This window comes from Nostoc sp. FACHB-892, assembly GCF_014698795.1.
Classification (GTDB): domain Bacteria; phylum Cyanobacteriota; class Cyanobacteriia; order Cyanobacteriales; family Nostocaceae; genus Nostoc.
The window spans coordinates 90113-114799 of the sequence record NZ_JACJTR010000007.1; the positions used below are offsets into that span (position 1 = coordinate 90113).

The 24687-nt window shown below is 41.1% G+C and carries 20 protein-coding genes; 5 read left to right on the forward strand and 15 right to left on the reverse strand.

The annotated features are described in order from the left end of the window. Positions 1-225 precede the first annotated feature (225 nt). Positions 226-1446: a geranylgeranyl reductase gene (gene chlP / locus H6G96_RS11910; RefSeq protein ID WP_190911646.1), complete on the reverse strand. Its 1221-nt coding sequence runs from the start codon at positions 1444-1446 to the stop codon at positions 226-228. 346 nt (positions 1447-1792) lie between these two features. Here chlP and H6G96_RS11915 point away from each other — a divergent pair, with 346 nt between their 5' ends. Continuing rightward, complete coding sequence (locus tag H6G96_RS11915) at positions 1793-2809, forward strand: TOBE-like domain-containing protein (protein WP_190911647.1); 1017 nt, start codon at positions 1793-1795, stop codon at positions 2807-2809. Positions 2810-2829: 20 nt separating this feature from the next. Next, a complete protein-coding gene (locus H6G96_RS11920; protein ID WP_190911648.1) occupies positions 2830-2997 on the forward strand; it encodes a hypothetical protein in 168 nt (55 codons plus the stop codon). Between the two features lie 147 nt (positions 2998-3144). Here the strand turns inward: H6G96_RS11920 and H6G96_RS11925 are convergent, their stop codons facing one another. The 10 genes from H6G96_RS11925 to H6G96_RS11970 all read right to left on the reverse strand — a co-directional run bounded on the left by H6G96_RS11925 (position 3145) and on the right by H6G96_RS11970 (position 14343). Continuing rightward, positions 3145-3753 (reverse strand): DUF4360 domain-containing protein, encoded by a 609-nt coding sequence (locus H6G96_RS11925; protein WP_190911649.1) that lies wholly within the window; start codon positions 3751-3753, stop codon positions 3145-3147. 183 nt (positions 3754-3936) lie between these two features. Further along, positions 3937-4569: a DUF4360 domain-containing protein gene (locus H6G96_RS11930; protein WP_190911650.1), complete on the reverse strand. Its 633-nt coding sequence runs from the start codon at positions 4567-4569 to the stop codon at positions 3937-3939. An 861-nt stretch (positions 4570-5430) separates the two neighbouring features. Then, on the reverse strand, positions 5431-6066 hold the full coding sequence (locus H6G96_RS11935) for a DUF4360 domain-containing protein (RefSeq protein WP_190911651.1): 636 nt from the start codon (positions 6064-6066) through the stop codon (positions 5431-5433). A 728-nt stretch (positions 6067-6794) separates the two neighbouring features. Continuing rightward, the gene (locus H6G96_RS11940) at positions 6795-7433 is read right to left on the reverse strand and encodes a DUF4360 domain-containing protein (RefSeq protein WP_190911652.1); all 639 of its coding nucleotides are present in this window, start codon (positions 7431-7433) and stop codon (positions 6795-6797) included. Between the two features lie 523 nt (positions 7434-7956). After that, entirely contained in the window at positions 7957-8592 is a 636-nt protein-coding gene (locus H6G96_RS11945; protein WP_190911653.1) for a DUF4360 domain-containing protein, read from the reverse strand. A 931-nt stretch (positions 8593-9523) separates the two neighbouring features. Beyond that, entirely contained in the window at positions 9524-10258 is a 735-nt protein-coding gene (locus H6G96_RS11950; protein ID WP_190911654.1) for an HAD-IA family hydrolase, read from the reverse strand. A 159-nt stretch (positions 10259-10417) separates the two neighbouring features. Continuing rightward, complete coding sequence (locus tag H6G96_RS11955; protein ID WP_190911655.1) at positions 10418-11506, reverse strand: 30S ribosomal protein S1; 1089 nt, start codon at positions 11504-11506, stop codon at positions 10418-10420. A 307-nt stretch (positions 11507-11813) separates the two neighbouring features. Further along, positions 11814-11921, reverse strand: a complete 108-nt coding sequence (locus H6G96_RS11960; RefSeq protein WP_012409025.1) for a photosystem II reaction center protein T — start codon at positions 11919-11921, stop codon at positions 11814-11816. A gap of 101 nt (positions 11922-12022) precedes the next feature. Then, positions 12023-13552: a photosystem II chlorophyll-binding protein CP47 gene (gene psbB, locus H6G96_RS11965; RefSeq protein WP_190911656.1), complete on the reverse strand. Its 1530-nt coding sequence runs from the start codon at positions 13550-13552 to the stop codon at positions 12023-12025. 464 nt (positions 13553-14016) lie between these two features. Beyond that, a complete protein-coding gene (locus H6G96_RS11970; protein ID WP_190729889.1) occupies positions 14017-14343 on the reverse strand; it encodes a hypothetical protein in 327 nt (108 codons plus the stop codon). 422 nt (positions 14344-14765) lie between these two features. On the opposite strand from H6G96_RS11970, the gene H6G96_RS11975 reads away from it, so the two are divergent. Continuing rightward, positions 14766-16418, forward strand: coding sequence for an ABC transporter substrate-binding protein (locus H6G96_RS11975; protein ID WP_190911657.1), 1653 nt, complete (start codon positions 14766-14768; stop codon positions 16416-16418). A 176-nt stretch (positions 16419-16594) separates the two neighbouring features. Continuing rightward, positions 16595-17620, forward strand: coding sequence for an ABC transporter permease (locus H6G96_RS11980; protein ID WP_190911658.1), 1026 nt, complete (start codon positions 16595-16597; stop codon positions 17618-17620). 64 nt (positions 17621-17684) lie between these two features. Here the strand turns inward: H6G96_RS11980 and H6G96_RS11985 are convergent, their stop codons facing one another. The 3 genes from H6G96_RS11985 to H6G96_RS11995 all read right to left on the reverse strand — a co-directional run bounded on the left by H6G96_RS11985 (position 17685) and on the right by H6G96_RS11995 (position 20644). Further along, positions 17685-18395: an energy transducer TonB gene (locus tag H6G96_RS11985; RefSeq protein ID WP_190911659.1), complete on the reverse strand. Its 711-nt coding sequence runs from the start codon at positions 18393-18395 to the stop codon at positions 17685-17687. A 153-nt stretch (positions 18396-18548) separates the two neighbouring features. After that, positions 18549-19664 (reverse strand): ABC transporter permease, encoded by a 1116-nt coding sequence (locus H6G96_RS11990; RefSeq protein WP_190911660.1) that lies wholly within the window; start codon positions 19662-19664, stop codon positions 18549-18551. Between the two features lie 98 nt (positions 19665-19762). Then, positions 19763-20644, reverse strand: a complete 882-nt coding sequence (locus H6G96_RS11995; RefSeq protein WP_190911661.1) for an Npun_R2479 family HD domain-containing metalloprotein — start codon at positions 20642-20644, stop codon at positions 19763-19765. A 766-nt stretch (positions 20645-21410) separates the two neighbouring features. Here H6G96_RS11995 and H6G96_RS12000 point away from each other — a divergent pair. After that, entirely contained in the window at positions 21411-21887 is a 477-nt protein-coding gene (locus H6G96_RS12000; RefSeq protein WP_190911805.1) for a hypothetical protein, read from the forward strand. 573 nt (positions 21888-22460) lie between these two features. On the opposite strand, the gene H6G96_RS12005 is transcribed toward H6G96_RS12000, so the two are convergent. Continuing rightward, positions 22461-24074: an iron uptake porin gene (locus H6G96_RS12005; RefSeq protein WP_190911662.1), complete on the reverse strand. Its 1614-nt coding sequence runs from the start codon at positions 24072-24074 to the stop codon at positions 22461-22463. Between the last annotated feature and the right edge of the window lie 613 nt (positions 24075-24687).

Sequence of the window (24687 nt, forward strand, 5' to 3'; positions counted from 1 at the left end):
CCTCACTTCCATTCCTCTCTCCTTTTAGGAGAGATGCTTTGAATCTGACTCCCCAAAGCTAGTAGGGAAAGGGTTAGGCGTTAGGTCTGTACCGCACTCAAATGAGAACCACTATATATGTTGTGGGGTGGGCTTCTTGCCCGCCCTGAATGATGAGCGTGCAGGATGTCCACCCCACAAAATTGGGTAATTTATTTGTTGGAATTCCCAGTCCTTTACACGCAATTAAGGTGCAAGGGCATTACCCCGAATTAGACTACCAATGGTTTTGGCAGTGATTTTCAATTGGGTGATGGGATTAGCTGGGACAACCGTCTTATACAAATAGCTATCGAATGTTAGCCGTTGTACATCTAGGTCATCACACATTTCCACAAACGCCTCGCGGGTAGCGTCAGAACGATAGAACACGGTTTGCAGAATATCCAACACCTTGTAAGTGAGTCCGTATCTTTTATCCCAACGCTTCAGGTAAACCTTAAGGTCGCCTTCTGTAGGAATACGGCTGCCACTGTTAGACGTTTCTACAATGGTTTCGGCACACATCCGCCCAGATTTAGCGGCAAAATAAATACCTTCACCAGAGGACTTAGTAACGTAACCAGCAGCATCTCCCACCAAAGCGATGCGACCAACAACACGACGGGGACGGGGATGTTCAGGAATGGGATGTGCTTCAACTTTGATGATTTTACCGCCTGCCAATTTCTCGGAAGCACGAGCGCGGATACCAGCTTGTAACTGTTTGATGCTGGCTTTATTGATGTGCATCGTGCCAGTACCGACAGCTACGTGGTCATATTTGGGGAAAACCCAAGCGTAGAAGTCAGTAGAAACGTCATCACCGACATACATTTCGGCGAGGTCGTTGTAATAGGCCATTTTGTCTTCGGGTAAGCGAATTCGCTCTTGGAAGGCGATCGCATAATTGTAATCCCCAGCGTCCATTTCTTTAGCAACGCGAGAATTAGCCCCATCTGCCCCAATTATTAAATCCACTTTTAGGGTTTTAGCAATACCCTGTGATATCCCATCTGTATGGTCAACGTAATGGATGGTATAGGGATCAGTATTGTTTCCTGGTATATCAAGTTTATGAACAGTAGCATTAATTAAATTTGCGCCGACTTTTGCCGCGCGATCGCGCAAAAAGCCATCAAGCACTTCCCGGCGGCACATTCCTATATATTCTTCTTCATTTACCAGATTAATATCAACCTCACGATTGGAAGGCGAAATCATTTTCATCTTCCGTACCCGGCGATCGATAATCTCTGGTGGTAAGTCAAATTCACTCACCATACAGAGGGGAATTGCACCCCCACAAGGCTTTGCATTGTCCAGCTTCCGCTCAAACAGGTAGGTTTCAATCCCAGAGGCTGCCAGTGTTTCTGCGGCAGATGAACCAGCAGGGCCTGACCCAATAACAGCAACCCGTAGTGTCAAAGGTCTTTCTCCCAAATCTTCACATTTACCGAGAGCATACTACCACGGTCTTTCTAGTGATTTGGCGCTTTACCTTCAGGTTTCTGCACAAATGCAATATTCCTTAATGTTTCGATACGAATTGGGCATTGGGAAGAATAAAGAATATTGCCTAATCTCCAGTCTTCAATATGCAGATTTTCTTAACAGACAAGTCAGCTGGTTCCCTATATTGCAGTGGTGCTGCCTGTAGCTTCTTTGATTGTGGTAGCTAAAGATTGTTATTCAAAAATAACTATGTATGGTATATGTAAGACACGGTAATCCTAGCAGGGAACTGTAGATTAGTTGCAGAGGTAAAGCGGCAGTGGGTATAGTAGTTGAGAATGTCTCCAAACAATTTGGGAGTTTCCAGGCAGTTGATCAAGTCAGCCTGGAAATTAAGAGTGGTTCGCTAGTTGCGTTGCTTGGGCCATCGGGATCAGGTAAATCTACGCTACTACGATTAATTTCAGGTTTAGAAATGCCAGATAGTGGCAAAATCTTGCTTACTGGTAAGGATGCTACATATCAAAGCGTACAACAGCGCAATATTGGATTTGTGTTTCAGCACTACGCCCTATTTAAGCATCTAACCGTCAGGCAGAATATTGCCTTTGGCTTAGAAATTCGTAAGGCACAGCCAAAGAAAATTAAAGGGCGGGTAGAACAATTACTGGAATTAGTGCAATTAAGTGGACTAGGCGATCGCTATCCATCACAACTTTCTGGTGGTCAAAGACAACGGGTAGCATTAGCAAGGGCACTGGCAGTAGAACCCGAAGTATTACTGCTAGATGAACCTTTTGGCGCACTTGATGCTAAAGTCCGCAAAGATTTACGGGCATGGTTACGCAACCTCCATGATGAGGTTCATGTTACCACGGTTTTCGTTACCCACGACCAAGAAGAAGCAATGGAAGTTTCTGATGAAGTTGTGGTCATGAATAAAGGACGTGTAGAACAGGTGGGGACACCAGCAGAAATTTACGATAATCCTGCCAGCGCATTTGTGATGAGCTTCATTGGCCCGGTGAACGTGTTACCCAGCAACTCGAAGATTTTTCAAAGTAGCGGATTTGATGCGCCACACCCACAAGTATTTTTGCGTCCACAAGATGTGATTTTGGAAAAGGTCGCCAACGGTGCAACTACGGCTGCTACAGTAAGCCGATTGATACATTTGGGTTGGGAAATTCAGGTAGAATTAACTTTCGATGATGGGCAAGTAGTGATGGCGCATTTAACACGCGATCGCTTCAACCAATTAGAGTTAGAACCAAAACAGCGGGTATATGTGAAGCCAAAGGATGCCAAGTCCTTCCCACTGTCTTATTCAATTTAGTTGTCAATGTGGAAGTATTTATGCTTGCTGCTTTAGGTTGCAGCAGAAAAAAGTTGCCAGAATATTTGCCAAATCCCTCAATAGCCTGTGTAATAGGAGATGCTGATCAGATAGTTGCACAAAGATATACAGAAGCACCAGCTCAGTATGATACTGAGCTGGTGCGCTGGCTTTTTACACATTTATAGCGTTTTTCGTTTACATGAGGTACACCCGTAGGGGCACGGCACTGCCGTGACCTTAGACTTCGGAGTATAAGGTTGTACCACATATGAATGGGAACTGCTATTAAAGTCCTTACTAAAAACCATCAAAACTAGCTTGACAGACTACTACTAACAAGGAGTCAAATTAAACCTAATTCTATAAATCCCATTGAATCCAATTTGAGTTCGCTGCCCCGCAGCTACATTTGTAGCACGCGCTATCAAAGTTGTGTTGATGCCGAAAACCGAATTCACTGGGTTAGCACACGCGTTTACTGTATCTCCTGTAATAGCTACATCTTTTAGCCATCCACCTGAAGAGCCAGCCGAGAAGTTTGCGTTTAGATCACTACTAGATGGAATTACTCTCCCTTGAAACACTGGTCTAACTCTTAGGGCAGCAGTCCCCCCCTGAGGCACATTTGTAAAACCAGAATACCTAAGGTTAATGGGCTGAACTCGATAGCCTCTAGGTATATTAAGCCCAATTCTGAGATTGCAAGATTGTGATACAACTCTAGGAGATACAGCTACAGCCTGAAATCGAGGGAAAGTTACAGACAGAGTATTTCCTACCAAACTTACTAGGGCATTTCCCGACGCGCAGCCATTTCCGAAAACAGTTACTGGGATACTTTCAAACTGAAATGCTGGTGTTTGAGCCTGTGCCTCAGATAAACCCACAACATTTAAACTCAGTAGCGTCAAACTGGAAATAAGAGCAGTTAAAACTTTCATATCTTTCATCTCAAATAAGAAGAGCTTCTCAGGTTTGTTGTCAATAACTATGTCTCAAGACACAGAGTCAAAAATTTCTTCAGAGCGATTGAAAGAAATATTTTGATAACTTGGTAAAGCCGCTTTTGATAGTTCAGCTTATGGGGTAAATTCAATGCAAAACTGACCATGCATTTAAAAAACCTAACAAGGATTAAAAGCGAACTTTATTTGGAACAATACAGGGCCGATTGCTGTATCTATTTTATCAATTCGGATTTTGGTTTCTTGATTTGCAGGTATATCTCTAGCTCTTGCCGTCAGATTTGTATTGATACCAAAAATCGAACTTACTGGATTTTCACATACATTTATTGTGCCTAATACAATATTTACATCTTTACTCCAAGTAGCTGAGAAACCAGGCGCAAACGTTGCATTTGGATCGTCGATAGTTGGAAGTTCTTGACCTTGAAAGAGTATTTTCACATTCAGGTCAGCGCTGCCTCCTGTAGGCACATCTGCAAAGCCAAGATACTTGACTTGAATCGGCTGAACGTTAAATCCAGAAGGTACATTCAGACCGATCCGCAGATTACAGGATGCTGATACAACCTTAGGGGGTGAAGCTTTAGCTTCAAACTCAGAAATTGTTATCGAAAGAGTATCTGCATCCAAAATTCCCTTTGCTGTTCCGTTTGGGCAGCCATTTCCGAAAAGAGTTACTGGAACTTCTTGAAGCTCAAATCCTGGTGTTTGAGCCTGTACCTGAGATAAACCCACAAGATTTAAACTCAGTAGCGTCAAACTGGAAATCATACCAGTTAAAACTTTCATTTAATAACTCCGCGAAAATCTGTAACCTCCCATAAATATTACATATAATGTCAATCTCCTAATATACTTCTAGACAGAAAAACTTTACCTGGCAAACTCTTTGAATTTTGGGCATATCTATTAATCATGAAACTTATGGAATACGCTCTGGTTAAAAAAGACAGAAATATGATAAAACAATCAATTTCTGACAGGTAAATTGTTTACCAGCGTATTTAACTTATCAGAAAATAATTCAGGAGTCAGGATTTAGAATTCAAAATTGAATTCTGCACGACTTGCGGTAGCGAGTCTACCAGCGAATGAATAAGTAACTTTAAGACCCTAACTAAATTCTCCTTTGGATACGTGCTCGCGTTCGATTTATCGTTAAAGAATAAAATGGCGGTATTGAACCCCCACTAATTGATTCTGACTCCTGAATTCTTACTTCTGAATTCTTCTTTAATTAAGAATTGCCCTCACAAGAAGTTTTAAAAATATTATATCATCAAACTATCAAATAAAAATATATTTTACCTATCCAAAGACATATTTTTTGCAAATTGTGATTTCGTTAGATTTATCCACTACTTTGGCTTGACCTAGCTATTTATCAAGACAGAAAGTCAAAGATTTCTTTAGAGTGATTGAATAAATCTTTCGATAAGTTGGTAAAGATGCTTTACGAACAGCAGGTTTTCTAAAACATTAAATGCAACTGGAAATCAGACCAGTTAAAACTTTCATCTAATAACTCCGTGAAAATGTGTAATCTTCTGTGAATATTAGAGGATGTTGAAAAAGGATTTTTTGTAATATCAAAGCCTCGAAAAGTTTTGTAAAGAATTAAATGCAAAACTGACTATATATTTAAAAAACCTAACAAGGCTTAAAAGCAAACTTTATTTGGAACAATACATCCTTGATTGTTGTGTCAATTGTATTAATTCTGATTTGAGTTTCTTGATTTGCAGGTATACCTCTAGCTTTTGCAGTCAGAGTTGAATTGATACCAAAAACCGAACTGACTGGTCTACTACATGCATTTATTGTGTTTGCTACAATATCTATATTTTTGTTCCAAGTATCTGAAAAACCAGCCGGAAACGTTTGGTTTGGATTATTGATAGTTGCAACATTTGCACCTTGAAATGATATTTCAACCCTCAAATCAGCACTGCCTCCGGTAGGCACATCTGCAAAGCCAAGATACCTGACGCTAATCGGCTGAACGTTAGAGCCAGAAGGTATATCAATACCGAACCGCAGATTACAGGATGCTGATACAACTTTAGGAGGTGAAGCTAAAGCTTCAAACTGAGAAAATGTTACTGAAGCAGTATCTCCATTCAAAACTAGCTGTGCTGTTCCGTTTGGGCAACCATTTCCGAAAAAAGTTCCATCAACTTTTTGAAACTTAAATCCTGTCGGTGTTTGAGCCTGTACCTGAGATAAACCGACAACATTTAAACTTAGTAGCATCAAACTGGAAATCAAACCAGTTAAAACTTTCATATAATAACTCCACGAAAATTATGTAATCTCCTATGCGTATTAGCTGCAATGCCAAACTCCTAACATACTTTTAAAAAAACAAATTTTACCCCAGTAGCATTTTCCAGGTTGGAGGATTCTCTAGCAGTTCTTAATTGTCTGCAACACGCTCTACTTAAAAGAGACAGAAATAGGATAAAATAATCAATTTATGACTCGGAAATTATTTATCAACGTATTTCACTTCTCAGAAAATAATTCAGGAGTCAGGACTTAGAATTCAGAATTCAATTCTGTATAACTGGCGGATAGCGCAGCAGTAGGTAGTTTCCCCGCAGAATGAATAAATGGGTTTAATACCCTCACGAAATCTTCTCTTTTGGAGACGCACTCGCGTTCGATTTATTGTTCAAGAATAAAATGGTAGGTCTGGCCCCACTAAATTGATTCTGAATCCTGAATTCTTACTTCTGAATTATTCTCCAGTTCACAATTGCCGCCATAATAATCCTTGAAAAAATTCAAAATTACAGATAAATATATTTTATCTATCCAAAGACGTATGTTTGGCAAATTGTGATTTTGATAGATTTATCAGCTAGCTTGACCTAATTATTTATCAAGAGTATAGAATTCAAGATTTCTTCCAATTGCTTTGAAGAAATCTTTCGATAAGTTGGTAAAGCAACTTTTGAGAGTTAAGCTTTTGGGAAAAATTAAATGCAAAATTAACTATGCATTTAAAAAACCTAACAAGGATTATACTCAAACTTGATTTGGAACAATACATCGTCGATTGTTGTGTCGATTGTATCAATTCGGATTTGGGTTTCTTGACCTGTAGGTATATTTGTACCTCTTGCCGTCACAGTTGAATTGATACCAAAAACCGAACTCACTGGGTTCTTACATGCATTTATTGTATTTAATGTAATAGGCACAATTTTGCTGTAAACATCTGAAAAGCCGGCCGGAAAGGTTCGGTTTGGATTAACGTCAGTTGGAACTTCTCTACCTTGAAAGAGTATTCTCACGTTCAGGTCAGCACTGCCTCCTGTAGGCACATCTGCAAAGCCAAGATAGTTGACGCTAACTGGTTGAATGTTAAATCCAGAAGGTACAGTCAGACCGATCCGCAGATTGCAGGATTTTGATATAACCCTGGGACGTGGAGCTTTAGCTTCAAATTCAGAAAATGTTACTGAAAGGGTATCTCCATTTAAAACTCCCTCTATTTTTCCCGGGGGGCAACCAGTTCCCGAAAAACTTACTGGAACCTTTTGATCAAATATAAGTCCTGTTTGCGTTTGAGCCTGTACCTGAGATAAACCCACAACATTTAAACTCAGTAGGGTCAAGCTGGAAATAATGCTAGTTAAAATTTTCATATTGTTTAGACTCCGCGAAAACATTTAACTTCCTGTACAAATTAACTGCAACTTAAAATTCCCTAAGACTCTTCCTTCTACACAAAAGAATTTTAACCACTAACCTCTTTGGTGTTTGGGGACTTATAGCAGTTCTTAATTATCTGTAATACGCTCTGGCTAAAGCAAATAAAAATAGGATAAAACAACCAATTTCTGGCTTTGAAATGCTTTAGATCAGCGTATTTCATTCATTTAAGAATTGCCAATACTATTTTCCCAAACAGAGAACCAAAGATTTCTTCAGAGCGATTGTAAGAAATCTTTGGATAAGTTTGGTAAAGCAACTTTAGAGGATGTTTTAAAACGGTATTTTGCTCTCATGATAAAGCACGGTGAAGCATCTCAGTATATGGCTGAAATCGTATTTTTTATCGCACTTGACTTGAGCCAGAATGGTAAAACTATTCTGAGAGTTTTAAAACATCCTCGTTAGAGGCATCAGCTTTTGTGAAAAATTAAATGCAGATTATGCATTTAAAACCTAGCAAGGATTAAAAGCAAACTTGATTTGAAATAATACAGGCCCGATTGTTGTGTCGATTGTATCAATTCGGATTTGGGTTTCTTGATTTGCAGCTACAGTTGTAGCTCTTGCCGTCAGATTTGTATTAATACCAAAAATCGAACTCACTGGCTTTTTACATGCATTTATTGTACCTAATGTAATACCTACATTTTTATCCCAGACATCTGAGAAGCCAGCGTTAAACGTTGCGTTTGGATTATTGTTAGTTGGAACTATTTGACCTTGAAATAGTATTCTAACGTTTAGGTTAGCACTGCCTCCTTTAGGCACATCCGCAAAGCCAAGATAGTTGACGTTAACCGGCTGAACGTTCAATCCAGAAGGTACATTAAGACCGATCCGCAGATTGCAGGCTGCTGATACAACCTTAGGAGGTGCAGCTTTAGCTTCAAACTCAGAAAATGTTACTGAGAGAGTATCTCCATTCAAAATTCCCTCTGCTGTTCCTTTTGGGCAACCATTTCCGAAAAGAGTTACTGGAACTTTTTGAAACGTAAATCCTTCTTGTGTTTGAGCCTGTACCTGAGATAAACCCACAACATTTAAACTCAGTAGCGTCAAGCTGGAAATAAGACCAGTTAAAATCTTCATATTTTTTGACTCCGCAAAAACGTGTAATTTACTCTGTGCACATTTAGCTGCAACTTAAAATTCCTAAGATACTTCTACACAAAGAAATTCTACCCAGCAGCTTCTGTGGGGTTTAGGGACTTATAGAAATTATTAATTGTGTGCAATACGCTCTGCTTAAGACAGGCAGAAATACAATCAAACAATCGATTTCTGACTCTGAAATTATTTCAACGTATTTCACTTATCAGACAATAATTCAGGAGTTAAAATTCAAAATTTAGAATTGAATTCTTTACGATGGTTACTGAGCCTGTCGAAAGTATTGGCGCATAGCGCAGCGAAAAACCTTGTCTAAGAGAGGCTTGTCTTACGACACGCTACGCGTAGCTTGCCTCTCTCTAGGAGTACGCCAACGGCATAGCTTCTCTACGAGACGCTACGCCAACACTTAGAACGAGTTCACAGCGTCTCAATAAATGAGTTTAAGACCAAAACTAAATCGTTAACGTAGTGTCTCCAAAGGAGAAAGTTTAATAGTCAAATAGAAACCTGCGGGTCTTAATTCCCCACTAATTGATTTTGACTCCTGAATTCTGATTTCTGAATTTTTCTATTGAGAATTGCCCTAACAAGCAGTCTCGATGAAATAGTAAGCCATCTGAGAAAGATATTATATCTATCTAAAGACATAGATCATGTAAAATTTGACAAATTGTTGCGGGAAAGTACGTAGGCACGTAGCGGTGAAACTGCGCTCTTGGCAAAGGTTTCCCACGTTGTAGGTGTTGTAGTAACTGCTGTCAAGTGGGGCCAGGCGATCGCAAACCTAATAGCGAGTCAGAGGCTGCTATGTCAGGAACACAGCCCTTACGAGCATCAGTGCTTGTTGTCATACATCGCTTTTACCTAAGATCCTCTCAACAGCTTATTTAGCGTCGTCAAAGGTAAACTAATCTTTTAAAATTTGGATTTCATCAAGTAAATTAATTACCACATCCGCACCTCGGACATTATCAGACTTATCCACCCAAGTGATACCAATACAACCTGCGGCTTTAGCATTACGCGCCATTTGCATATCACCAACGGAATCACCCACCATCAATGTAGCGCTTGGTTCGACTCCTAAAGCTTGGCAAGCTTGCAAAAATAGTACTGGATCTGGTTTACTTGGCCCCTCATCTACTCCCATTTCCAACTGGATATAATCACTTAATTGGTGATTCTCTACAAAGTTATGTACTTCTTCAGTTGTTGCAGCCGAGAGTATACCAAGTTTCAAGCCTCCTTGCTGTAGATATTTCAATAAGTCTAAGCTACCCACAAACAGCGGCGAAGGAGTTTGTTCAATGTATTTTTCCGCTTCATCCAAAGCTTGACGGGCTATTTTTAAGGACTCAAACCATCCTCTTCCCGTTTCGGCAATATATGCCGCAGCTGCAACTTCTGTTTCACGGCGACTCGCTACCGATATCAAACCTGCGGGATCTAGAATATTCCCATTGATCCCAAATGCCATTAATAGCGGTTCGCCAATACCGGGAATTTGCGCGTCTATCAATCTTGCTGCTTTTTGTGCAAGCGATCGCAAATACGTTTCTGAATCTTCTAGAGTACCGTTTTTGTCAAACAAAATTGCCTGGATATTATCAAAGGTGATGTTTCTACATTTAATAGTTGCCACAATATTTCATTCCATTTGTTTAGTTAAAATTGAAGAGTTATGAGTTTTTATGCTTAACTCCTAACCGTTCCCAATTCTCAACATAAAAAAAGAGGGGAAAACCCTCTTTATCCAATGATTTAATACTCTTACTTAAAAATAAGTAAAACTATAAATGTATTATTCTTCAATAGCTGCTGGAATTTCTTCTTCAGTTTCCGTAGCTGCTGGAATCTCTTCTTCAGTTTCCGCAACTACTGGAATTGCTTCTTCAATTTCCGTAGCTGGTGGAATATCTTCTTCAAGTTCTGCTGCTGGTGGAATATCTTCTTCTGCTAAAACTTCCGTGGGTGCAGCAGTCGCGCCTTGTTGCTTGGCTAACATTTGTTCACGATATTTAGCAGCCATTTCTTCTGCCTTATCGTAGACCAAATCCCGGTTTTTAATCATATCGCCGGGTTCTGGTTCTAGTTGCTTGGTAGATAAGGAAATCCGACCCCTTTCTGCATCCAAGTCAATGATCATAACTTTTACTTCATCATTGACATTGAACACGCTATGAGGGGTATCAATATGTTCGTGAGAAATCTCAGAAATGTGCAGTAGACCACTCACACCACCAATGTCGATGAAAGCACCGTAAGGTTTGATACCACGAACTGTACCAATTACTACTTCGCCGACTTCTAGGCGGTTCATCTTACGCTCAACCAGTGCCCGACGGTGAGATAGAACTAAGCGGTTACGTTCTTCGTCCACCTCTAGGAATTTTAATGGTAAATCTTCGCCTACCAATTCTTCTTTAGGTTTGCGGGTACTAATATGAGAACCGGGGATAAAGCCACGTAATCCCTCAATCCGTACCAATGCTCCGCCGCGATTGGTTGCAAACACGCCAGAACGAACAGTAGCATCTTCTGCTTGCAGCTGTCGCACGCGCTCCCAAGCCCGCATATATTCAATACGGCGAATGGAAAGGGTTAATTGACCGTCTTCGTTTTCATCGGTAAGGATGAAAAATTCCCGTGTTTCGTTTGACTGTAAGACTTCTTCCGGGCTATCTACCCGGTTAATAGACATTTCTTGTATAGGAATATATGCTGCGGTTTTAGCACCAATGTCAATCAGAGCGCCGCGCGGCTCTATACTGAAAACTGTTCCTGGGACAACATCACCAGGGCTAAAATGATAATCGTATTTGTCAAGTAGAGCAGCGAAATCTTCGTGAGTGAATCCAATTTCTGTAGCGGTTAAATTCTGATTGACCATGCTGATTTGTTCCTGGTTCTAGTCTCCGTAAAGGTTGTGCGACAAGCGTGATGTGTAATGTAAACAGTTTTGTGGCAGCTTAACACTTAACATCCTTTTTCATCCTAGCGCAGAAAAGCTAGTATTAACACATATCTACTCCCAAGATTGGAAATTATATCACAATATAAAAATGATTGGTTATTTACTTAGTAGTGAAAAAGTAGTGAAAACCAACAAAGGACATACACAATAATATCCGTTGCTACGGTGCGTCGTAGCAACGGATACTAAGATTCAATCTGCTTAAAAGTCTGGTAAATAGGATCTACTTATCTTTTGGTTTTTCAAAGCGAGGGGGTTCGCGAAATGCGATCGCAAAAAAGATAGTACCTATACACAGAGTAAAAATCAAGATGTAAGCAACGCTTTCCATATTACGATTTCCTGCTTATCTAGCTAGTAATGAGGGATTAGGATTAGGTACTGGGTATTAAGGACTGGGAAAAGTTTTCCCAGTCTCCAGTTTCCTGTCCTTTAAAGGGCTTCCTTCCGGCGGGTTGACTTGTCACCCACTTTCTGGAATAGACCCCACTCAACTTGCTCTTCTAGATCCGCATCAACACCAGCAAATACGTCTCGGTAGATTGTCCGAGAGCCATGCCAGAGGTGACCAAAGAAGAACAAGAGAGCAAATACAGCATGTCCAAAGGTAAACCAACCTCTAGGACTGGTGCGGAATACACCATCAGAGTTTAAGGTTTCCCGGTCAAATTCAAAGATTTCACCGCCTTGAGCTTTACGAGCATACTTCTTCACATCAGCTGGCTCTGTAAAGGTTTTACCATTTAGATCGCCACCATAGAAACTGACGGTGACACCAGATTGCTCGAAGCTATACTTAGATTCTGCCCGACGGAAGGGAATGTCAGCGCGGACAATTCCATCTGCATCGGTCAAAATTACTGGGAAGGTTTCAAAGAAGTTGGGCAGACGACGCACGGTCAATTCGCGTCCTTCAGAATCTTTGAATACGGCGTGACCTTGCCAAGACTGAGCAATACCATCACCCTTGACCATAGGCCCTGTACGGAATAGACCGCCTTTAGCGGGGCTATTACCGACGTAATCATAGAAAGCCAGCTTTTCGGGAATCTGCGACCAAGCTTGCTCAAGGGTTGCACCTTGGGCAACACTTGTTTGGACGCGTTGCTGAATTTCTTGACGGAAGTAGCCTTGATCCCATTGATAACGGGTTGGGCCAAACAATTCTATGGGAGTGGCGGCATTACCGTACCACATAGTACCAGCAACAACGAAAGCAGCAAAGAAAACTGCTGCAATACTGCTAGAAAGTACTGTTTCAATGTTCCCCATCCGTAGGGCTTTGTAAAGCCGTTCGGGGGGTCTTACTGTGAGGTGGAATAAGCCTGCAATAATACCAACAACACCAGCAGCAATGTGGTGAGCCACAATGCCACCAGGGTTATATGGGTTAAAACCATCTGGGCCCCATTCTGGTGCTACTGCTTGCGCGGCTCCAGTTATACCGTAGGGGTCAGTAACCCACATTCCTGGGCCAAATAGTCCGGTGAGGTGAAAAGCACCAAATCCAAAACAAAGTAGACCAGATAAGAACAGGTGAATGCCAAACATTTTTGGCAAGTCTAGAGCAGGTTCACCAGTGCGGGGATCTCTAAAAAGTTCCAAATCCCAGTAAACCCAATGCCAAACGGCAGCTAGGAACAAAAGACCAGAAAGAACGATGTGAGCCGCAGCAACGCCTTCAAATGACCAGAAGCCAGGATCAGTTGCTGGGCCACCAGTCACGCTCCAACCACCCCAAGATTGGGTAACGCCCAAACGCGACATGAAGGGTAGAACGAACATCCCTTGACGCCACATGGGATTGAGAACCGGATCGCTAGGGTCAAAAACAGCCAGTTCGTAGAGTGCCATCGAACCAGCCCAGCCTGCTACTAAGGCTGTGTGCATTAAGTGTACAGAAATCAGCCGCCCTGGATCATTCAGAACGACTGTATGTACTCGGTACCAGGGTAGTCCCATCGACTACGCTCCTCCTCGATGAGTTAGTTTACAAAGCAATTTTCTTACTGAGATTCTAAGGAACGAAACTCGCCACTCAGAAAACTCTCTCTTGTTTTTTGTTATTGCCACAGCCAAAACCTTACCACACCTTAGTCTTATAAGTTAGACAGTGTGGGTACTTTGGCAATGCTTACTCGCTCCCTTGAGATTTACCCTGTAGGGTAGCCATCACTAAGCAAAAATGAGAATGTTTTAAAAAGTGTAACTATTGATGGAATTGTTTGCAAGCGTGTAAATTGATGCGATCGCGTAGCATCTCCAAGTTTTTTCGCTACCAATCGTTGTCGGGGATTAAATTTTCTTATCTTTTCTTTATGAGGGGAGTGGGGAGTGGGGAACAGGGGGGAAAGAGATAAATTCTCATCTCATTCTCCCCCTTGCACCCTGCCCCCTGCCCCTCTGCCTCTTTGATCCACTAGTATCTACTGAACCACCAATTGGATATTTTGCAGTTGACACTTCGTCTCAGCCGTACCCAGGCGTTCAATTACCTGTTCAGCACTCATCAAACGCTTGAGTACTACTTGACCTATAGTCTTACTGGCAATTACTGGTGTTGTTGGCTGCACTTCCACGGTTAAAACAGCTTCTTCAACTCGATAAAGCCATAGCAATTCGTTTTGTTCTACTAAACAAATATTCATTCGCTGAATATCTGGTTGTCGTCGCCATGCGGTTATTTGCCAGAGTCCATCGGATGCCCAAACTCTAGCAACTGTCCATCCCTCAGATAGAAAGAAATACTTCACGCTCTTAGTCTCACTATTTAGACTTTCAATCTGTTGTTTACGATATCGCGATCGCTATTCACTAATAGTTATGAATTTACGACAATTTTAGTCAATGTTTAAAATCTTAATTAAATAAAAACTTTTCATTACTTAACTAATACTAAAATTTATCATTTCGTCAATATTTGTTTGTAACAAATAGTGCAATTGCACAATAGCAATCAAATTAACTATGAAGTTTAGTATTCGTTACAAAATTTTGAGTTGGTTGCAAACTAAGTCACAATATCGAGCAAGTTTTTTCATATTTGCTGCAAGTTATGTTTATTTATACAAGTATATTTAGTCACAAAAAGTGCCGTAACTAATTGTAAAAATCAAGCACAATAGTCACAAATGTAGTAAAATTGCTGACCGCTGATATTAAATATTTTATTGCTATGACCTGGATTTCCTTGTCCGTGAAACGGTGGGGTCGGATTACACAATTCCTATCTTTGTTTTGTCTATGTTTATTTTTAGTTGTTAGTTGCGCTCCTCGTCCTAACCCAAATACGCTACCATCAGGTTCTGTGAATAGCCCTACAGGTGATGGTCGTATTACTATAGGTACAACGGCAAAGCCAAGAACTCTTGATCCGGCTGATACTTATGAGTTAGCGGCCTTAGGTTTGGTGTTTAATATGAGCGATCGCCTTTACACCTACGAACCAGGAAGCACAGAAATTAAGCCCCAGCTAGCTACAGCATTACCTAAAGTTAGCCAAGATGCTTTAACTTATACCATCCCCTTACGTCAGGGAGTGGTTTTTCATGATGGGACTCCCTTCAATGCCCAAGCAATGGCGTTTACTATTAACCGCTTCATTCAAAATAAAGGAAAACCCTCTTTTTTGCTGGGAGATATAGTAGATTCGGTAAAAACCACAAGTGAGTATGAATTAACCATTAGGCTGAAAAAACCCTTTGCAGCGTTTCCGTCACTGCTGGCGTTTCCTGGGGTGTGTGCACTTTCACCAAAAGCTTACGAACTTGGTGCAGGTAAATTTAAACCGAATATTTTTGTAGGAACTGGCCCTTACAAGTTGGCACAGTATGGTACTGATTCAATCCGATTTGATGCGTTTGATAAATATTGGGGAGAAAAACCAGTTAACAAGGGTGTTAACCTCCAAATTCAAACTAGTCCGGTTAATTTGTTTAATGCTTTCCGTACACGTGCAATCGATGTAGCTTATTTGTCCCTACAGCCAGATCAAAATCGTAGTTTGGAAGAAGGTGCTAAAAAAGGGGATTGGCAAGCGATCGCATCTCAAGGTAGCGTAGTAAGTTATCTGGTATTAAACCGGAATCAGCAGCCCTTAGATAAATTAGAGGTAAGACAAGCTATCGCGTCAATAATTGACCGTCCACTTTTAAATGAGCGCGCGTTACTTGGTCAAGCAGATCCGCTTTATAGCATGATTCCCACGACATTTAATGTTTCCCAGCCACTATTTAAAGATAAATATGGCGATGCTAACTTTGATCAAGCTAAAAAATTATTAAGTACTGCTGGTTTTTCTAAAGAGAATCCGGCAAAAGTACAAATTTGGTATCCTTCTAGTTCACCTACTCGTAGTTTGGCAGCACAGACGCTCAAATCTCTTGTTGATGCCAAGATGGATGGAATCTTGCAATTTGAAGTCACTCAGGCAGAAGGTCCAGCCTTCTTTAAAGACATTTCCAAAGGATTATATCCAGGAGCTTTACTCGATTGGTATCCAGACTTTTTAGATCCAGATAATTACGTTCAGCCGTTTTTATCTTGTGATAAAGGTTCAGTTGCGAAAGGATGCGAAGATGGAGGCAGTCAAACTCAGGGTTCGTTTTACTATAGTGAAGCCATCAACAAATTGATTGATCAGCAACGCAAAGAATTAAATCCTGAAGCGCGTCAGAAAATTTTTACAGAAATTCAAACGCAAGTAGCTACTGATGTACCTTACGTTCCCTTATGGCAAAGCAAAGACTATGTGTTTGCCCAAAAAGGTGTTAGCGGCGTACAACTAAATCCCACCCAAATTCTGGTTTACCAGACAATTAAAAAGTAGTTATTAGTCATTGAGCATAAGTCATACAGAAGAATTCAGGAGACAGAATTTAGAATTGAAACAACCTTTAAACTTAGCTTTGAGAGTAAAGTAGACAAGTTTATTAACTTGAAATTCTCTGTATTCACAAATGACCAATGACAAATGACAAATGACCAATGACCAATGACTAAAATATGTCTCGTTCTAAAGCTTTACAATATTACATCGTTTCCCGGTTGCTTCTTGCGCCACTTCAGCTATTAACAATCATCACGATTGTATTTCTTTTACTAAGAGCGACACCAGGAGATCCGGCAGATGCAATTCTTGGCGGGCGTGCGCCAGAAGCTGCTAAAGAAGAATTGCGAAAACAACTAGGTTTAAACCTTCCTCTGTGGCTACAGTACCTCAATTATTTGGGAAGCATACTGCGTTTTGATCTGGGAACGTCTTTAATGAGTCGCGGACAAAACGTTTGGGACATAATTGGGCAATATTTCCCGGCGACAGTGGAGTTAGCAGTATGTAGTATGGCGGTTGCACTCATCGTTGGAATTTTAGTTGGTACTTTTTCAGCTTCTCGTCCTGGGACATATTTTGATGTCGGTGGGCGCTTATTTGGGATCATCACCTACGCACTCCCTATGTTTTGGGCGGGAATGCTTTTGCAGTTGATTTTCTCAGTCCAACTGGGTTGGTTTCCCAATTCCAACCGTTTTCCGCCTAATCTTCCGGCTCCCACTACTGTCACTGGATTGTATACAATTGATAGCTTACTCGGTGGAAATTTTACCCAGCTTTTCACAGCTTTGCACCATCTTGCTCTACCGAGTCTCACTTTGGGAATTTTGCTGAGTGGGATTTTTGAGCGAATTGTGCGAGTGAATTTAAAGCAAACTTTGCAAGCAGATTATGTAGAAGCAGCTAGAGCCAGAGGTATTGGTGAAAATAAAATTTTAACCTCCCATGCCTTAAAAAATGCATTAATTCCAGTGATTACAGTCTTAGGATTAACCTTTGCTTCTCTGTTAGGTGGAGCGATTTTGACAGAGGTAACATTTTCTTGGCCTGGGTTAGCTAATCGGCTGTATCAAGCGATCGCCGATCGCGATTATCCCACAGTCCAGGGAGTGTTGGTGTTTTTTGGTGCGATCGTTGTCAGTGCCAGCATTTTGATTGATATTTTAAATGCTTATGTAGATCCTAGAATTCGATATTAAAAAATCTTATGATGAGTGGATTTTCCCAATTTGATTTCTCTTACTTATCACAATTTCAGCTAGTTCAATTTTCTGTTTGACTACTATCCCTACGCCTACGTTCTTGTAATTGAAGGTGATGGCATGAACCCGCTATGGAATATTCGGTTGCCACTGACACTCCTTGTCTGCCACCAGATGCGGGTTTTAATTTCCAGTTACGCGCTTGTCTTAAAGTTTCTTCATCCAAGTTACGGTTTCCACTGGAGCGGATAAGGCGCACATTGGTGACATTACCTTGAGCATCAGTATCTACAGCTATTTGTACTCTGCCTTCTATACGTTTTCCTATTGCTGACTCTGGATACTTACTACGGCATTCTTGGCAAACTGCGCGATGATTATCTGAAGTGTTAGTTTTTGGGGGTGTTGGCGCTGTCACTACTGTTGAAGGGTTTTCTGGTTGATTTCCACTCTTTAAATCGAGAGCAGTGTTAGAGCCAGAGCCACCAAGGTTATTTGATGGCAGTACATTACCGCTAACGGTACTGCTCTGGCTGGCTCTAGAATCTCTTACTATGCTCAAACATTGTGTTAATTTTTTCTGAGGAGATTGTACTGTCGGAAACTGTTGAGTCTGCATCTCAACTGGCTTAAGTTGTTTAACTTGCTTAGACTTCTCACTTGCTTTTATAAAATGGCCTATATCTGAGAACAGTACGGGAATATGCAACACTAGCGAATTCATTGTACTGTAAGCAAAAAAACCGACAGCAATGCTAGAAAAGCTCATCATCTAAGTCACCCAATTATTACCGCAAGTTACTAATGATTTGTGAGAGAGAAAAAAGCTGAAAAGCTTATAAATACGTATTTTTGATTACCGTATTTTCTCACAATTCAATTCGGATTACTATAGTTAAATGATATTGCAAATCTTTTGACAAACCTATCTTCTCAAACTACGAGGATCAAGTGCATCTCTCAGCCCATCACCGAGTAAGTTGAATGCTAACACTGTAAGGATAATTAACACAGCAGGCGGCCAAATTAACCAAGGTTGCAATACCAAAATTGAAGCATTACTAGCCAGAGAAAGCATATTCCCCCAAGATGGGTCTGGTTGTTGAATACCCAAGCCGATGAGACTCAGTATCGCTTCTGCGCCAATAAAGCTGGGAATTGCAAGAGTAGCAGAGATAATTACATAACTAGCCGTTTGCGGTAAAACGTGGCGGAGGATAATATAAAGTGGGTTCCCACCCATTGCACGCGAGGCTTGAACAAATTCTCGCTCTTTAATTGATAGTACCTGTCCGCGAATGACTCGTGCTAAACCAGCCCAGCTAATAACCGAAGTAATCACCACAATTAGTAAAAAGCGCTGAGTACTGCTTAAACCAGGTGGTAAGACTGCTCCCAAAGTCACTAAAAGATAAATACTAGGAAAAGTCATTAGCACTTCTGCCAAGCGCATAATGACGCTATCAGTCACACCGCCAAAATAGCCAGAAATTCCCCCGATGAGCAAACCGAGGGGATAGGTAATGATAATGCCAAAAATCCCAATAAACATACTGATGCGACCGCCATGCAAGAGGCGACTAAATTGGTCGCGGCCTTGGTCATCAGTACCCAATATATTGACTTTTGCGCCAGTTGTTGTACCAAATAAATGCCAATTTAAAGGAATACCAGGAAAGATTGTAACTTCATCCCACTTCGGGGGTAGTGGCAAACTCATCTGCAACAATCGGTATTCTGGGCCAGAAACAAATAGACGCAGGGGTGATGGCTTTTTGAAGTCTACAATAAGTTCGCGATCGCCTGTTTCTAAATTCGTGTCTCCCTGAGTTGTTGGATAAACATGGGGCCCGATAAACTGCCCTGACTGAGAAACCCAGTGTATTTTAGTTGGTGGGAGCAGTGAACCATTGGGCTGTGAGGCGTAAGGGTCATAAGGAGCCACGAAATCAGCTGCAATTACTGCTATGTAGAAAATTAACAGCAAAATTGCCCCAAATCGTGCCAAAGGATTTTTCTTTAGTCGTCGCCACCAATCCATAGTAGTTAGGAGTTATAAATTAGGAGTTATGAGTTATTAAAGTTTTATCTTAATTCATAACTCATGATTAATAATTTTCAACTCCTAACTCTCAACTTCTAATTCCCCACTCCTAACTTCTCTAAATATCGCTGCTGTTCTTGCTGTTGTTTTTCGTGTTCTACAACAAACACATTTGAGTAGAGATTAGCCAGAATTTGTTTTCCCTGCTGTGTGAGTGATAGATAATGCAGTCCCTCTTGGATATAGGGAAAGACACCATTCCAGTAAAACTTAGCGTAGTTATTCCGTAAATCAGCAGGAGTTTGATAGCCCAAAACTTTATTTACACCAGTTTCTTCAAACTCGTAAAATAAAGAAGTAATTTTTTTCAGATAACGCGGGTCGCTTAGTTGCCCAATCAAATCAGCAGCCCGGACTAACCCGGCAAAGCACTTTGTATCTTGATGATCTTCTGCCGCAGGCACAGGAAAGCGGGTCAATTCAATATTGCTCTTAATAGCCTCAGCATCTATTAACTTGTGACCTCCAAAACGCTCATCAATAAAAAGCTTGGCTCTATCAACATGATACGGCGTAAGACTCGCATCAGAAGCGCCAGGAGCTAAAGAAATCATTTTGCCATTTTTACCTGTGGCATATAAGCCTGCGGCTTCTCGGTCTTGTCGGCAAACTCCTTTAACATAGCCAATATCATGACTCAGTAAGGAAATAATACAATGCAACCAATCTTCACTGGAAACACCGCCTTCCCGAATGTGTTTGCCACGTAAGATTTCTTGCCCCACCAGGGTAACAAGGACTGTGTGTTCAACATTGTGATAAAGGGCGTCACTATTGGCAATGTTTTCCAAAGCCATGTTACCAGCCCAGGCGATAATGTCCTGATAATCATTTTTGAAGCAACCGTAGGTGCGACGGTAACCTTCTCGAATTTCATTTACAAAGGCATCAATTAAAATTTCAGTGGCATTGAACATATCTGGTTTCTCTGGTAAATACCAATTATTTATTGATTGATTTTAAAATTCCATAATCAGGGCCAACCTTGCTGGAATTTCGGGCAATGGATTTGCTCCTTTGTAACTCACGTGTAGCTGTGAACGCTAGCTTGATCTATTCCTAAATTGCGTAGTAAAGAATGGTTTCCTGGCAATACAAAGGAGTCAGAGGAATTATTGATGCTGTACAGACATTTTTATCAATATAATTTTATACATAAAGTTTGGATTTAAAATTAGATAAATCTAGATTACTTCACTAGTTTTTCATATCTAACCATTGGTTGACGGTGATCTAAATCCATGTACTGTGTGACCTTGAGTAGCTAGATGAGATGAGATAATTATTTGTATCACAACTTACCTAAAATCCCCAAGATTTTTTTAGTAGTAATTACTCTTACCAAAATTGTTTGATTATATACAGTTATATTAAAGGCATTTACTATGTTAAAGGCATTATTCCTGGGTGCTGGTTTAGGAATCGCGATCGCTCGAACTGCATCATTGCCACCATCGGTGACAATGATGCAGCGCCGGCAAAATTTAATTTAAGCGATCGCCAAATCCCTATATAAGAAAATAAAAGCCAGTGTTAGGCACTCATAGAATCGGGCGTGTTATGTCTGCGTCCGATTTTAATGATTTCTCTGGCAACGATCGCAGTTACTCTACTCTTGCCTATTGTGCGATCGCATTTACCAATGGGAATCATAACAAACAGATTCACCACGGTAAATATTCAATGGCTTACCAAAACATCACCGCTTCCCTTTCTCCAGCAGATATCCAAGAAATTAAAGCAGCCTTTGCCACTATCCAAACAAAGATGCCGTTTCTGGTGACTCTAAGTGTGGAAGAACGACGCAAGTTATTTAAGATGGGCGATAAAAGCCTAGCCTTTGTCAACACCAGCCTAACTGCTGCTCAATCTAACCGAGAAATTCTACCAGCCAGCTTTGATGTAGACGAATTTGTGCGGGATTATCAACTAGCAGCGACGCTTACCGAACTTTTGATTGGATTGCGACAACTGACAGAACAGGTAGATGATACCCTAATGGCAGTCGGCAGCGAGGCAATGGGCAGCAGTTTGACAGTTTACGACTACGTGAAGACAGCCGCTAAGAAAACTCCAGGGTTAAAAACTATTGCTGAACAGTTAGGCGATCGTTTTAAAGCTATTAAAAATAAACCTAGCAAAGCTGCTTCTGATTCATAGGCATAATATTGCCATTCTGTTTATAGCCGTTCTCGCTTGCGTTAAATACAAGCATTCGTAGGGGCACAGCAATGCTGTGCCCTTACCGCGTATCTGGTGTACTGCATTCAAACAATAAGTGCTGTAGTCTTTGAACTCCGTGAATGAGTAGTTAAACCTCATTAATAAGTCTTTGATACTCGTCGGCGAGTCTTTTATACTCGTGGACGAGTCTTTTATACTCGTGAGCGAGTCTTTTATACTCGTGGACGAGTCTTTTATACTCGTGGACGAGTCTTTTATACTCGTGAGCGAGTCTTTTATACTCGTGAGCGAGTCTTTTATACTCGTGGACGAGTCTTTTATACTCGTGGACGAGTCTTTTATACTCGTGAGCGAGTTTTTTATACTCGTGGACGAGTTTTTTATACTCGTGGACGAGTCTTTTATACTCGTGAGCGAGTTTTTTATACTCGTGAGCGAGTCTTTTATACTCGTGAGTAAAGATTAACATTAAGTTTGTTATCTTACTTCGCGTTTTCTCTCTGCCCCTAATCCCCAGTTCCCAGTACCTACTCCCGCGATCGCTTTCAGTTAAAAATCAAAGGTTGTACGAAGCACACCCACATACTGCGTATCATTTCTACTGTCGTTTTCTGGGTTGAAAATCACCCAAAAACCAGGAGTTACTGAGATATTATCGTTCAGGCGGTAGCGATAGAATGCTTCAATATGGTAGGCGGTGTCTCGATCTTGACGAACATCACTGTTAGAAACACGCGGTGGTATACCAAAGAGAATTCCTGGCAAGTTACCCCTACCCCCTACATCAGGGAACGACACACCAATTGCCCCAAACCAGACGTTGGCATTGTCACCACTGTTCACAAATAGAGAATCTGTTCCACCCCTGCCATTAGAAATATCACTCAAACCGGAGTTCTTGGCATTTGCCCAAATATATCCACCCCAACCGTGGACTTGGAAATTCGGGGAGAAGCGATAGAATCCCTGTGCGCCGACAATATCGTTGGAAGTAGCAATGTTGTTGCCAAAGGGAGCGTTTGACAAGGTGCTACCCGTCCCAGCTGTGACATCAACTACTCCACCAGGGCTATAGCCATGAGAGTAGGCAATACCAATAGCTCCTTGCTCACCATAATAGGCTAAGTGCGCCAGGGCATTGTAGCCGCCATCAAACAAGCCGTTACTAGCCGATGGCACATTGGGACTGCTGGCTAAATAGCCCAACGTGAGAGTCAAGTCTTTGGTAATATTCCAGTTAGCGGCTGCACCCCCGCCACCTCGTCGGAATAAAGGACTGTATGACCCAAAAAGTGAGGGAACCCCATTGCCGTCGTCAGCGATTGTGGCGGGAGTGACGGTGGTTGAAATATCGGTGTAACCAATACCTGTGGGCCCAACAACAAAGTTAAGAGATTCACTAACTGGGAAGTAATAACGAACGTGGGGAATTATCAGTGTATTGTTGCTGTCGTTGTCGAAGTTTAGGCGTGTCATGCCTGTACCTGTGGCTGCGGCAATTTGGCTTGTACCATTAGAATTGGCAAAGTTGCCAAACTCCAGCCGGACTCGCAACAAATCTTTCCCTGTGAAACTACTCTCAAAGTTGAGACGACCCCGGTTTGCAAAGTAGATACGGGAGTCATCATCTTCGCCACCTACTCTATTACCAAACGTATCACTAATGGCGGTAATAATTTGAGCATTCAGCCTAGTAGTAGTGGAAAACTGCTGCGCCTCCAGTGTTGCTGTACGTGCCTCTAGGGTATCAACTCGTCCGCGCAGAGTTGCCAGTTCGGTTGCAAAGTCTGACTGCAACTTTTGCAATACTGCCAAGTCCTGCTTATTAACTAAATCACTAGTAGCTGTGGCAATCAACTCATTAATACGATCTAAACAAGCATTTAAACCTGCGGCAAATTCATAACGGGTTAAGGCACGGTTACCACGATAGGTGGAATTGGGATAACCTGCAATACAGCCGTAGCGTTCGACCAGCGATTGTAATGCACCAAATGCCCAATCGGTTGGTTGTACATCAGAAAACTGTGAAACAGAATTGACTTGTCCCTGCAAATTTCTATTAGTATCTGTTGCATTAGAATCATCTTCTGGAGGTGCTGCCCAAACTGCTGGGATTGCCAAAAATAGGAGAAAAAAGCTATGAAAAATAATTTTTAGCATTGACTTATTAGTTGAAATGGTTAAATTCTGACTTCGTAGTTAAGGAATCGCTCAGAAACAAATTACTTATTTGCTGAGAGGTAATAAAGATTCAAATCATTTTGAAGTGTGATCTGATGGTTCCATTTCCTATGGAACTCAAACTTCTCTAAGTAGACGTTTTACTAGCCGAGTCCTACCAGATTAGCCTTACATTTATCAACTTATCAGGTAATTTATTCTGGTGCGATTTTTTAATACAATTTTTAGCGTAAACGTAGCTTAACTTAATCTAGCTACCGCACTTATTTTGTCGATTCCCACTAATATTGTCAGAAATACTTAGCAAAGAATTTTCCACAAGCGATCGCAAGGGTTTTGAGATTGCTTATCTACAAGATGCTACCCTAAAGAAGTATGTAATTAACTTACATTAAAAGCTAGCTATCCCTCGTCTAAGACTTTTGTCAGTACATTTTAGAAACTAAGCTTTTTGTAATCAATACTTAAGTACCCAATCAATAACTGACCTTTGAATTTTGACCTTATGTATATAGTTATTTGAGTAATATTCCTGATGAGCAGAATATTCTAAGCACTAAAGATCAGTAAATTATTATTGATAAATGGAAAA